This is a genomic window from Bradyrhizobium sp. WSM4874 (assembly GCF_055811835.1).
In genome coordinates this window covers 14,506-26,890 of the sequence record NZ_JBVVPR010000068.1, presented here as the reverse complement: position 1 = coordinate 26,890, position 12,385 = coordinate 14,506, and the positions used below count along the sequence as shown (strand labels likewise).

Genomic DNA, 12,385 nt, shown 5'->3' with positions numbered 1-12,385 from the left:
TGCCCCGTTATTGCCGCGCCCGCCAACCAAACCATTTATCTTCCCGGGGCGCCCCCGGGTTTGGCTGGGGGGCGCCCCAAATGACGAGGTGGAGAGAGTGAGCCATACTCTCCGTGTCATCGCCCGGCTTGACCGGGCGATCCAGTATTCCAGAGGCGGTTATGATTGAGTCGAGAAGCCGCGGCGTACTGGATTCCCCGCCTTCGCGGGGAATGACACCGGAAGGTGGGGCGGCAGCGGAGTGCGCTCGAACCTACACTTCTCTCCGGCTCAGGAACGCCAGCCGCTCGAACAGATGCACGTCCTGCTCGTTCTTGAGCAGCGCGCCGTGCAGCGGCGGAATGAGTTTGCGCGGATCGCGCTCGCGCAACTGCTCGACGCTCATGTCTTCGTTGAGCAGCAGCTTGAGCCAGTCGAGCAGCTCCGAGGTCGACGGCTTCTTCTTCAAGCCGGGCACCTCGCGGACCTCGAAGAAGATGCGCAAGGCTTCCTCGACCAGCCGCTTCTTGATGCCGGGGAAGTGGACATCGACGATCCGGGTCATGGTATCGGCGTCGGGGAACTTGATGTAGTGGAAGAAACAGCGGCGCAGGAACGCGTCCGGCAGCTCCTTCTCGTTGTTGGAGGTGATCATCATGATCGGGCGCTGCTTGGCCTTGATGGTCTCACCGGTCTCGTAGACATGGAATTCCATGCGGTCGAGTTCGAGCAAAAGATCGTTCGGGAATTCGATGTCGGCCTTGTCGATCTCGTCGATCAGCAGCACCGGGCGCTGCTCGGCGGTGAAGGCATCCCACAGCTTGCCGCGCTTGATGTAGTTCTTGATGTCGGACACGCGCGCATCGCCGAGCTGGCTGTCGCGCAGGCGCGACACCGCGTCGTATTCGTAAAGGCCTTGCTGTGCCTTGGTGGTGGACTTGATGTGCCAGGTCAGAAGCGGGGCGCTCAGCGCCTTCGCCACTTCCTCCGCCAGCACCGTCTTGCCGGTGCCGGGCTCGCCCTTGATGAGCAGCGGGCGCTCCAGCACGATCGAGGCATTGACCGCGACCTTGAGATCGTCGGTCGCAACGTAGTCCTTAGTGCCGGTAAATTTCATCGTGCGTCCTTGTTGGTCGTCGTCCCAGGGATTCCAGTTTCGGCCCCCTGGTCCAACAAACGGAACGGCCGCGCGTGGCGGCCGTTCCTGGTTCAGTCAGGCTTTCAGACCCGTTTTATCAGCGAAAGGATGACGAGCACAATCACCGCGCCGATCGTGGCATCCACGATGGCCCCGACCGTGCCGGTTGCGAGCTGGATATGCAGCTGAGGCAGAATCCAGCTGGCCACAAGTGCACCGATGATGCCGACGACGATGTTGCCGATCAGCCCAAATCCCGCCCCATGGACAATCTTGCCGGCAAGCCAGCCTGCGATCGCGCCAATGATCAGCGCTGCGAGAATTCCCATTGCAAACGTCCCCAAAACAACCCCGTGAGACCGCCAATTCTAGAGCAAAAAGCCTCCCGGTCCAGCGCAGAGCGATGGCCTCCGCCCCTTGACGTTCGCCGCCCGACGGGCAATCTGTCACCCATGTTCCTGCAATTCTTCACTTCTCTGCGCGATGCGCAGGTCCCCGTGACGCTGCGCGAATACCTCACGCTGATGGAGGCGCTCGACGCTGACCTCGCGGACTACTCGGTCGAGAATTTCTACTATCTCTCGCGCACCTCGCTGGTGAAGGACGAGCGCAACCTCGACAAGTTCGACCGCGTCTTCGGCACCGTCTTCAAGGGGCTGGAAAGCCTGCTCGACGCCATGGAGGGGGCCGAGATCCCCGAGGAGTGGCTGAAGAAGCTCGCCGAGAAATACCTGACGGACGAAGAGAAGAAGCAGATCGAGGCCATGGGCTGGGACAAGCTCATGGAGACCCTGAAGAAGCGCCTCGAGGAGCAGAAGGGTCGACACCAGGGCGGCTCGAAATGGATTGGCACCGCCGGCACCTCGCCGTTCGGCGCCCATGGCTACAATCCCGAAGGCATTCGCATCGGCCAGGACAAGAACCGCAACAACCGCGCCGTGAAGGTGTGGGACAAGCGCGAGTTCAAAGATCTCGACGGCAATGTCGAGCTCGGCATCCGCAACATCAAAGTGGCGCTGCGCCGCCTGCGCAAGTTCGCGCGCACCGGCGCGCCTGACGAGCTCGATCTCGATACCACCATCCGCGAGACCGCCAATCACGGCTATCTCGACGTGCACTTGCGCCCCGAGCGCCGCAACGCGGTGAAGCTGCTGGTGTTCTTCGATATCGGCGGCTCGATGGACGCGCATATCGAGCAGGTCGAGGAGTTGTTCTCGGCTGCGAAGAGCGAGTTCAAGCACATGGAGTATTTCTACTTCCACAACTGCCTCTATGAAGGCGTGTGGAAGCAGAACAAGCGCCGCTTCACCGACCGCACCCCGACCTGGGACGTGCTGCATAAATACCCGCACGACTACAAGATCGTGTTCGTCGGCGACGCATCGATGTCGCCCTACGAGATCATGGTGCCCGGCGGCTCGGTCGAGCACGTCAACGAGGAGCCCGGCTCGGTCTGGCTCGACCGCATCATCCGCACCTATCCGCATTCGGTGTGGCTCAACCCTGTGCAGCAGAAGCACTGGGACTATTCGGAATCCACCACGATCATCAAACGCATCTTCGCCAACCGCATGTATCCGATCACGATCGAAGGGCTCGAGGGTGCGATGAAGGAATTGACGCACTAGCTGATGACGAGGCGATGGGACCGTGCTCCCTCCCCGCTTGCGGGGGAGGGGCGGGGAGAGGGTCTCTCCACGAGCGACGGCCCCCAAGAGGAGAGAGCCCTCACCCGCGTCGCTCCGCTCCGCGACCTCTCCCGCAAGCGGGAGAGGTGACCACCGCCTCCGGCAGATCGCCTAGGATCGGCGACAGAACAAGAGGGAGAACCACATGCCCCAGACCATCACCCGCGGCATCAAGGCGCTGATCGACGAGGCCAATGCCGAGATCGAGACGCTCACCGCCAAGGACGCCATCGAGATCTCCAAGAACGGTGACGTCGTCATCGTCGACATCCGCGATCCCCGCGAGATCGAGCGCGACGGCCGCATCCCCGGCGCGTTCGCCTGCACCCGCGGCATGCTCGAATTCTGGATCGATCCGCAGAGCCCTTACGCGAAGCCGGTGTTCCAGGAGGACAAGAAGTTCGTCTTCCATTGCGCCGGCGGCTTGCGCTCTGCGCTCGCCGCCAAGACCGCGCAGGACATGGGCCTCAAGCCCGTCGCCCACATCGCCGGCGGCTACGCCGCCTGGCGCGACGCCGGCGGCCCGGTGGAGCAGTGGGAGCCGAAGAAGAAGGGGTGAGGGTGCTGCGCTGCCGCTCCATTTCCGGCGTCATTCCCCGCGAAGGCGGGGAATCCAGTACGCCGCGGCTTCTCGGCTCAATCACAATCGTCTCTGGAATACTGGATCGCCGGGTCCTAGTGCGCAATTGCGCACTGGCCGGGCGATGACAGCGGAGTTGGATGCGCACTGCTTCAACCTCGCTCACGTTGCGCTCGCCCGGAATGACAAGAAAGACCTCGCATGATCACCGATCCCCTCGTCTCCACCGAATGGCTCGCCGCCCACATCAACGACGCCAACGTCAAGGTGCTTGACGCCAGCTTCAAACTACCCGGCGTGCTGCCATTGCCGAAGGATGACTATCTCGCCGCGCATCTGCCGGGCGCGGTGTTCTTCGATGTCGATGCGGTCTCGGACCATTCCAACCCGCTGCCGCACATGTATCCGACCGCCGAGCAGTTCGGTCGCGACGCAGGCCAACTCGGTATCTCCAATGCCGACACCGTCGTGATCTATGATGCCGGCGGCTGGGTCGCTGCTCCCCGCGCGTGGTGGATGTTCCTGGCTTTCGGCCATGGCAATGTGCGCATCCTCAATGGCGGCCTGAAGAAGTGGCGCGCCGAGGGGCGTCCGGTCGAGAGCGGCGAGGTCAAGCCGAAGCCCGCGACATTCAAGGCGAGCTACGATTCAAAGCGCGTGCGCAGCATGCAGCAACTGATCGCCAACGTCGAAAGCCGTGCCGAGCAGGTGATCGACGCGCGCGCCGCCGACCGGTTCGAGGGCCGGGCGCCGGAGCCGCGCGCGGGCATCCGCTCCGGCCATATCCCCGGTGCGCGCAACGTGCCCTACAATCTCCTGTTCGATGCCGCGACTGGCACGATGAAGCCGCTCGATGATCTCCGCGCCGCCTTCACCAACGCCGGCGTCAAGCTCGATGCGCCGATCGTGACGAGCTGCGGCTCCGGGGTCTCTGCCGGCGTGCTGACGCTGGCGCTTTATCGCCTCGGCATCACCGACACCGCGCTCTACGACGGCTCGTGGTCGGAATGGGGCCAGGAAAAGGGACCGCCGATCGCAACCGGCCCGGCGTAACCTTACTGACGTGCGCGCGTCGTCGTTGCGGCGAGCGTGGGTTGCGGCTGCCCGAACGGATCGAGCTGCTGAACCGGCGGCGGCGGACGCCGGACGATGCGGCGGCGCTTCTTCACCCGATGCGCCCGCGGCTTGGTCGCCTTGCTCTCCGGCGAACTGCTGTCGGCCTTAGAGTCGGCCTTGGCCTTCGCAGGCGGATCTTTCCAGGCCGTGGTCGCCGGGTCGTTCAATGCGGCGAACTTCGCGCTCGCCATGTCGAACGTGGACGAAGCAGAGGCTCCGCTGGGGGCGGTAGGTGCTGGTTTGCTCGTGAGAGCGATCGAAACGGGCTTGGTCTCGGCGATGGAGGCGCTGGCGTCGGCCGGAGTAAGCGTGTTGCTTGAGGCCGGCGCCGCGGCGTCCACCGTCGTCTCGGCCTTGGTCTCCGCATTGGCCGGTTCGCCCGGCACGTCAGCCGGAGCTGCAACGACCTGCGGCGGCTGACCGTCAGTCGCGGTCGTCAGCGCGACGACCGGCTCGGGCTCGTTCGCCGGCAATCCGATCGTCGGCACCTGGTCACGCAGCGACGGCGTCGGATCGGTGGCTGCTTCCGGCTCTGCGCGCAGGACCGCGAGCACGGGCTGGGCCGGCTCAGGAGCTTGTGCAAACACCTGCTCCTGCGGACCATTCCGCCAGGAGGGGTTGCTGACATACTGCTCGTGGCTGGCCCGCAGCAGCGCGGCGGCGCCCAGGCCGAATACCAGGATGGAAGCTGACAGCAGGATCGCGGCAAACAGGAAGCGAAAGCCGGGAAGCATCGAGGGATTGCGAATTTCCGCCCCGGCGGCGAAGTGGCCAGGGCCCATGAGCCATCTGAACGCGGTGACGGTACTGCTTGCCGCGTTCGCCACGCGGGGATCGAAGCTCAAAGCGGGGGCGAATCAGGCTGATTCGAACATACCGCAACGATTCCCCGCCGTTCCGTAAAAAACGGAGCCGGCGACTCCGGCAATCTCAGTCGTGGGCTGATTTTCGTCCCGTGATGCAAGGAGGCAACGGTAGTCTTGCGGATCACAAATCGGCAAATCAGGCACAAATCCGCCTGCAATGTCTTGAATGTGCCGCTATCTTCGGTCATCTGGCCGTTAACGGTCCGGACGGGGCCCGGGGACTATACAAGAGCGATGATGATCAAACATTTTCTGACGATATGCGCTGCCGCAACAGTCGCTGCGGCGGGAACCTCGCTCGCGCAGGCCCAAAGCTATCCGGTCCAGCAGGCGCCGAGCTATGGCGCGCCGGCCGAATATCGGCCCGGCGACCGCGCGCCGAACTTCGACGCTATGGACGATGAAGACGATTCGATGCCGCAGGCGGCGCTGCCGCCGCCCGGCCCGGATCCGCGCTACTACGGTCGTCCAGCCGGCGCTCCCCCGGTGTATTCCGCCGCGCCGCCGCAGGGTCCGGTGATGTCGCCCGATGATCCCCGTTATGGCCGTCCCGCAGGCGCCCCCGTGTACTCGGCCGCGCCGCCGCAGGGTCCCGTGACGTCGCCCGACGATCCGCGCTACGGCCGCCCCGCCGGCCCGCCTGCGGTGATCTACGCCGATCGTCCGGGTCAGGCGCCCGGCAGTGACGGCCTGCGTCCGCCGGAGGCGGTCGGTGGTCCCGGCGCGACCGGAACGGTCCAGGCCGGTCAGCCGCCCGTTGGCGCCGACGGCCGGCCGATGGCGATCGCCTCGCTGCCGCCCGAAGAGCAGCCCGACGCCGCTCCGGCGCAGTTGCCGCAGAACCTGCGCCGTCAGGAGGTCTCGCTGGCGACCAAGGAGCCGGCCGGAACGCTCATCGTCGATACCCCGAATACCTACCTCTATTACGTGCTCGGCAACGGCCGTGCGATCCGCTACGGCGTCCGCGTCGGCCGCGACGGCTTCACCTGGACCGGCGTGCAGAAGATCACCCGCAAGGCCGAGTGGCCGGATTGGCATCCGCCGACCGAGATGATCGAGCGCCAGCCCTATCTGCCGCGCTTCATGGCCGGCGGTCCCGGCAATCCGCTCGGCGCCCGCGCGATGTATCTCGGCTCGACCGTCTACCGCATCCACGGCACCAACCAGCCCTCGACCATCGGCAAGTTCGTGTCCTCCGGCTGCATCGGCATGCTGAACGAGGACGTCTCCGACCTGTTCGATCGCGTCAAGGTCGGCACCCGCGTGGTGGTGATGCCGGGTGGTCCGCCGCCGGGAACTGCGACCGCATCCGCCGCGCCCGTGCCCGGCGCTGCCGGCCCCGCGCCAATGGCCGCGCAGGCCGGCCCGGTCGGAGGTACCCAGCCGACAGTGGTGCCGCCGCTGCCCGCGCCCGTCACCGTGCGCTGAACCGGCTTCCCAGGAATTGATCTGATACGGCGCGTGATCTTCGGTCACGCGCCGTCGTCATTTGACCCATGCGCATGTCTCGCTTGCGCATGCTTGAACGGCTCCGCACCTCGATTACGTCCGGGAGGATTGCAACGAATTGAGGAGCACAGGATGCGCATCTTTGTTGCGGGCGCGACTGGCGCGGTCGGTCAGTATCTTGTTCCGGCGCTGGTCGCCGGGGGTCATTCGGTGATCGGCACGACACGGAGTGCGGCGAAAACAGAGCTTGTGCGGCGATTGGGTGCGGAGCCGGTCGTCGCCGACGGCCTCGATGCCGACAGTATGCGCGCTGCGGTGATTGCGGCAAAGCCCGACGCCGTCATCCACCAGATGACAGATCTCGCGGCTGCTACGGACCTCCGGCATTTCGATCGCGCTTTCAAGCGAACCAACGAGCTCCGCACCCGCGGAACCGACATTCTGCTCAACGCCGCACGCGAGGCCGGCGCTAGGCGCTTCATCGCGCAAAGCTTCTGCGGCTGGACCTTCAGTCGCGCCGGGGGAACGGTGAAGATCGAGACCGATGAGCTCGATCCGCATCCGCCGCAAGAGCTGCGACGCACGCTGGAGGCAATCCGATATCTGGAGCGAAGCGTCACCGCTTCGACGACGCCGGAGGGCATCGTGCTGCGCTATGGATTCTTCTATGGACCGGGCACCGGAACGCTCTCGCCGGCGATGATTGACCAGCTGCGCCACCGGCGTGTGCCAGTGATCGGCGATGGCGGCGGCACGTGGTCGTTCATTCACACCGAAGATGCCGCCTCTGCCACGCTTGCCGCGCTCGAACGCGGGCGCTCCGGCAGCATCTACAATATCGTCGACGATCATCCGGCGCCGGTGAAGGATTGGTTGCCCGCGCTGGCCGAATTGCTTGGTGCCAAGCCGCCGCGTCACATTCCCGCCTGGCTCGGCCGCCTGCTTGCGGGCGAGCATATGGTTGCGATGATGACGGAGGTGCGCGGAGCCTCCAACGGCAAGGCAAAGCGCGAGCTCGGCTGGCTGCCGGCGCATGCCTCCTGGCGCGACGGCTTTGCCGATGCGGCACGGCAGCCCACCAGCCAGCGCTCGGCGGCCTGAGGCTTCAGGCCAGCTTCCGCGGCAGCTCGCCGCCCTTGGTGAAGGCGTCGATCGCCTCGACCATCTGGCCGTAATGGATGCGCAAGCCGTCCTCGGTGGCGTAGCCGAGATGCGGCGTCAGCACGAGATTGTCGAGCTTGCGGAAGGGATGATCCGTCGGCAGCGGCTCGACCGAGAACACGTCGATGCCGGCGCCTGCAATCCTCTTCTGCTGCAACGCCTCGAGCAGCGCCTGCTCGTCCACGATCGGCCCGCGCGCGGTGTTGACGAGGAAGGCCGTCGGCTTCATCCGCGCGAGATCGGCGGCCCCGACCAGCCCGCGCGAGCGCTCGCTCAGCACCACATGGATGCTGACGATATCGGCCTTGGCGAACAGCTCCTCCTTGGTGGCGTAGCCGACGCCGGCGTCCTTGCACTTCTCCGGGGTCAGGTTCGGGCTCCAGGCGATCACGTTCATTCCGAACGCCTTCGCAATGCCCGCCATCTTGCTGCCGAGCTTGCCGAGCCCGACGACGCCGAGCGTCAATCCCTCGATCTCGACGCCGGCAAAGGCCTGCCATGGCTCGCCCGCATGCATGCGCGCGTTCTCGCGGCCGATGCCGCGGGTCAGTTCCAGGATTAGGCCCATGGTGAGGGGCGCGGTCGGATCTCGTGAATATTGCGTGCCGCCGATGGTGACGCCGCGCGCCTTGGCGGCCTCCATGTCGATCGAGGCGTTGCGCATGCCTGAGGTCAGCAGCAGCTTCAGCTTCGGCAGGCTCTCGAAGAGGCTCTTGGGGAACGCGGTGCGTTCGCGCATCGCGCAGACGATCTCGAAATCGGCCAGCGCGCTCGCCGCGGCCTGCTCGGAGGCGAAGGGATGGCTGAACACGGTGACGTCGATGCGGTCGGACAGGCTTTGCCAATCGGCGACATCGAGGGCGAGGTTGAAATAGTCGTCGAGAATTGCACAGCGCAGCCGCGTCATCAGCGTTCTTCCATGGCGAGAGGTGGAACCAGGCCATGGTTGCGCGCAATCAGGACCGTGCGCAAGCCGTTCGCGTCTTCAAAAATCCGACAGGTGGTGAGGCTCAGAGGTCGCGGGGCTTGAGCCGGATCGGCGCATTCATGCCGTGCTTGGCGCGCCAGGCGGGGCCGGGGCCGCGCATGTAATGCAGTTCGGGCCGGTAGGGGTTGAAAGCGGTGGCGAAGAAGCGCTTCCAGAAGCCCTTGATCTCCGAGGCGAACGCGGAGGCACTGCCGGCTTCCGCCGGAACGGGAAGGGAATTGGTCTCGATCATGGCCATGACGCTGTCTCGCTGTGCTCCCGTTCATTCTGAGCGGGTGGCGCTGTTTCCGCGCGAAACCGAGCTTTGGCCTGATTTATTAAAAGATGGTTTCAATTGTCCGGATCGGCGGCGGGATGGTGTCCGTCCCGTATTCATCCGTGGTGAACGGAGGGAAAACATTGCCCTTTGGGGGCGGGATCGCTACATCGGCGGCAAGCAAATTTCCTCAAATCGAAGGTTTTCGGGACCGATGGCGCGCCAGTTCATCTATTTCATGCAGGGCCTGACCAAGAGCTACCCGACCCGGAAGGTGCTCGATAACATCCATCTGTCGTTCTACCCGGACGCCAAGATCGGCGTGCTCGGTGTCAACGGCTCGGGCAAGTCGACGCTGCTCAAGATCATGGCCGGCCTGGACAAGGAGTATAACGGCGAGGCCTGGGTCGCCCAAGGCGCCCGCGTCGGCTATCTCGAGCAGGAGCCGCATCTCGATCCGGCTCTCAGCGTGCGCGAGAACGTCATGCTGGGTGTCGCCAAGCAGAAGGCCATCCTCGATCGCTACAACGAACTGGCGATGAACTACTCCGAGGAGACCGCCGACGAGATGACCAAGCTGCAGGACGAGATCGAGGCCCAGGGCCTCTGGGATCTCGACAGCAAGGTCGACCAGGCCATGGACGCGCTGCGCTGTCCGCCCGACGATGCCGACGTGTCGAAACTCTCCGGCGGTGAGCGCCGCCGCGTCGCGCTATGCAAGCTGCTGCTCGATCAGCCCGAGCTCCTGCTGCTGGACGAACCGACCAACCATCTCGACGCGGAATCGGTGTCGTGGCTGGAAGGCCATCTGCGCAACTATCCCGGCGCGATCCTGATCGTCACCCATGACCGCTACTTCCTCGACAATGTCACGAGCTGGATTCTCGAGCTCGATCGCGGCAAGGGCATCCCTTACGAGGGCAATTACTCGTCCTGGCTGCAGCAGAAGCAGAAGCGGCTCGAGCAGGAGGGCCGCGAGGACGCTGCGCATCAGAAGACGCTGGCCCGCGAGCAGGAATGGATCGCATCCTCGCCGAAAGCCCGCCAGGCTAAATCCAAGGCGCGCTATCAGCGCTATGACGAACTGCTGAAACAGGCGAGCGAAAAGCAGACCCAGACCGCGCAGATCACGATTCCAGTGGCCGAGCGCCTAGGTCAGAACGTGGTCGACTTCGAAGGGCTCAGCAAGGGTTTCGGCGATCGCATGCTGATCGACGATCTCACTTTCAAGCTGCCGCCCGGCGGTATCGTCGGCGTGATCGGCGCCAACGGCGCCGGCAAGACCACGCTGTTCAGGATGATCACCAAGCAGGAACAGCCGGACAAGGGCACCATCACGGTCGGCGAGAGCGTTCATCTCGGTTACGTCGACCAGTCGCGCGACGCGCTCGACGGCAGCAAGAACGTGTGGGAGGAGATCTCCGGCGGCAACGAGCTGATCCTGCTCGGCAAGAGGGAAGTCAATTCGCGCGGCTATTGTTCGTCGTTCAACTTCAAGGGCGCCGACCAGCAAAAGAAAGTCGGCGCGCTCTCCGGCGGTGAACGCAACCGCGTGCACCTTGCGAAGATGCTGAAATCAGGCGCCAACGTTCTGCTGCTCGACGAGCCGACCAACGACCTCGACGTCGACACCTTGCGTGCGCTCGAAGAGGCGCTGGAGGATTTCGCCGGCTGCGCCGTCATCATCAGCCATGATCGCTGGTTCCTCGACCGCATCGCGACCCACATCCTGGCCTTCGAGGGCGACAGCCATGTCGAATGGTTCGAGGGCAACTTCCAGGACTACGAGAAGGACAAGATGCGCCGGCTCGGCCAGGACAGCATCATTCCGCATCGCGTGAAGTACAAGAAGCTGACGCGGTGATCTCAGCATGATGCGGCGGGTGCTCATAGCTGCGGTGATCGCTATCACCTGTGGCCTGTCGCCCGTCCGCGCCGCCGACGCCGCCTTCACCCAGTTCATCGCCTCGCAGTGGCCGGAGGCGGAGGCCGCCGGCGTGTCGCGCGCGACGTTCGAGCGAGAGACGCGCGGGCTCGAGCCTGATTACAAGCTGCCGGATCTCATTCTGCCGGGGCGCCCAGCGACCGGTGCGCCGTCGCAGGCCGAGTTCGTGCAGGTGCCGGCCGACTATGTCAGGGAAGCCTCGATCGCGCGGCTTGCGGGCGAGGGGCAGCGGCTGCTCCAAAAACATCGTCAGGCGCTGACCGAGATCGAGAAAAACTCCGGCGTGCCCGCCACCGTCATGCTGGCGATCTGGGGCCGCGAGACCGACTACGGCCGCTACACGCTGCCTTACGATCTCGTGCGCGTGCTGGCGACGCAGGCCTATGTCGGCCGCCGCAAGGACACCTATCGCAACGAGTTCATCCTCTCGCTGAAAATTCTCGGCGACGGCGTGGTGACACGCAAGGACATGCGCTCGTCCTGGGCCGGCGCGACCGGGCTCACGCAATTCCTGCCGTCCGAATATTACAAGCACGGCGTCGATTTCGACCGCGACGGCCGCATCGACATCTGGCATTCGGTGCCGGATGCGCTGGCCTCCGCCGCGCAGCAGCTCGTCAACAAGGGCTGGCAGAGCGGCGTGCGCTGGGCTTACGAGGTGCAGGCACCGGCCAAGGTCGATTGCACCGCCGGCGTGCCCGAGGTGACGAAGCCGATCGGCCAGTGGCTGCGCGAAGGCCTTGTGCCGGTGCGTGGACAAAAGCTCACTGCCGCCGAGCAGGCTCACCCGGCCTCGCTGTTGCAACCGGAAGGCATCTACGGCCCGTCCTTCCTGACCACGAAGAACTACTTCGTCATCAAGGAATACAATTTCTCCGATCTCTACGTGCTGTTCGTCGGCCATCTCGCCGACCGCATGACGAGCCCGCAACCGTTCGCGACGCCGTGGTCTGCCTCGAAGCAATTGCGAACCAAGGACGTCGAGGCGATGCAGCGCGGGCTCACGCGCGTCGGACTCTACAAGGATAAGATCGACGGCAAGGCCGGCATGCAGACGCGCGCTGCGCTGGGCGCCTACCAGAAGTCGGCAGGGCTCAAGGTCGATTGCTGGCCAAGCGAAGAGGTGCTGCGCTCAATCCAGGCGGCGCGATAGCTGCTGCAGGGCCAGCTAAAAGAAAAAGCCCGGCCGAGGTGCTCGGCCGGGCTTCGATCGCGGCGC

General features: G+C 64.8%; 12 protein-coding genes. 7 read left to right on the top strand and 5 right to left on the bottom strand.

The window, feature by feature from the left end; all coding sequences use genetic code 11:
• Positions 1 to 253: 253 nt before the first annotated feature.
• Together AC0L3P_RS36990 and AC0L3P_RS36985 are read right to left on the bottom strand one after the other, a co-directional pair.
• A complete protein-coding gene (locus tag AC0L3P_RS36990) occupies positions 254 to 1,096 on the bottom strand; it encodes an AAA family ATPase (RefSeq protein ID WP_473309036.1) in 843 nt (280 codons plus the stop codon).
• Between the two features lie 104 nt (positions 1,097 to 1,200).
• Positions 1,201 to 1,446, bottom strand: a complete 246-nt coding sequence (locus AC0L3P_RS36985) for a GlsB/YeaQ/YmgE family stress response membrane protein (protein WP_007613712.1) — start codon at positions 1,444 to 1,446, stop codon at positions 1,201 to 1,203.
• Between the two features lie 123 nt (positions 1,447 to 1,569).
• Here AC0L3P_RS36985 and AC0L3P_RS36980 point away from each other — a divergent pair, with 123 nt between their 5' ends.
• The 3 genes from AC0L3P_RS36980 to sseA all read left to right on the top strand — a co-directional run bounded on the left by AC0L3P_RS36980 (position 1,570) and on the right by sseA (position 4,438).
• Positions 1,570 to 2,745, top strand: coding sequence for a vWA domain-containing protein (locus AC0L3P_RS36980; RefSeq protein WP_473309035.1), 1,176 nt, complete (start codon positions 1,570 to 1,572; stop codon positions 2,743 to 2,745).
• Between the two features lie 205 nt (positions 2,746 to 2,950).
• Positions 2,951 to 3,364, top strand: coding sequence for a rhodanese-like domain-containing protein (locus AC0L3P_RS36975; protein ID WP_007613708.1), 414 nt, complete (start codon positions 2,951 to 2,953; stop codon positions 3,362 to 3,364).
• 222 nt (positions 3,365 to 3,586) lie between these two features.
• Positions 3,587 to 4,438, top strand: a complete 852-nt coding sequence (gene sseA, locus AC0L3P_RS36970; protein ID WP_473309034.1) for a 3-mercaptopyruvate sulfurtransferase — start codon at positions 3,587 to 3,589, stop codon at positions 4,436 to 4,438.
• A 2-nt stretch (positions 4,439 to 4,440) separates the two neighbouring features.
• Here sseA and AC0L3P_RS36965 read toward each other — a convergent pair whose 3' ends face one another.
• Positions 4,441 to 5,283, bottom strand: a complete 843-nt coding sequence (locus AC0L3P_RS36965) for a hypothetical protein (RefSeq protein ID WP_473309033.1) — start codon at positions 5,281 to 5,283, stop codon at positions 4,441 to 4,443.
• 321 nt (positions 5,284 to 5,604) lie between these two features.
• On the opposite strand from AC0L3P_RS36965, the gene AC0L3P_RS36960 reads away from it, so the two are divergent.
• Positions 5,605 to 6,795: a L,D-transpeptidase family protein gene (locus AC0L3P_RS36960; RefSeq protein WP_275169686.1), complete on the top strand. Its 1,191-nt coding sequence runs from the start codon at positions 5,605 to 5,607 to the stop codon at positions 6,793 to 6,795.
• Positions 6,796 to 6,948: 153 nt separating this feature from the next.
• Positions 6,949 to 7,917: an NAD-dependent epimerase/dehydratase family protein gene (locus tag AC0L3P_RS36955; RefSeq protein ID WP_275169195.1), complete on the top strand. Its 969-nt coding sequence runs from the start codon at positions 6,949 to 6,951 to the stop codon at positions 7,915 to 7,917.
• A gap of 4 nt (positions 7,918 to 7,921) precedes the next feature.
• On the opposite strand, the gene AC0L3P_RS36950 is transcribed toward AC0L3P_RS36955, so the two are convergent.
• Positions 7,922 to 8,884: a D-2-hydroxyacid dehydrogenase family protein gene (locus AC0L3P_RS36950; protein WP_275169193.1), complete on the bottom strand. Its 963-nt coding sequence runs from the start codon at positions 8,882 to 8,884 to the stop codon at positions 7,922 to 7,924.
• Between the two features lie 103 nt (positions 8,885 to 8,987).
• Positions 8,988 to 9,203 carry a hypothetical protein gene (locus AC0L3P_RS36945; RefSeq protein WP_275169192.1) on the bottom strand — a complete coding sequence of 72 codons (216 nt, stop codon included), beginning with the start codon at positions 9,201 to 9,203 and terminating at the stop codon, positions 8,988 to 8,990.
• A 232-nt stretch (positions 9,204 to 9,435) separates the two neighbouring features.
• Between AC0L3P_RS36945 and ettA the strand changes: the two genes are divergently transcribed.
• Complete coding sequence (gene ettA, locus AC0L3P_RS36940) at positions 9,436 to 11,085, top strand: energy-dependent translational throttle protein EttA (protein ID WP_027519709.1); 1,650 nt, start codon at positions 9,436 to 9,438, stop codon at positions 11,083 to 11,085.
• Positions 11,086 to 11,092: 7 nt separating this feature from the next.
• A complete protein-coding gene (locus AC0L3P_RS36935; protein WP_473309032.1) occupies positions 11,093 to 12,319 on the top strand; it encodes a lytic murein transglycosylase in 1,227 nt (408 codons plus the stop codon).
• Positions 12,320 to 12,385 lie beyond the last annotated feature (66 nt).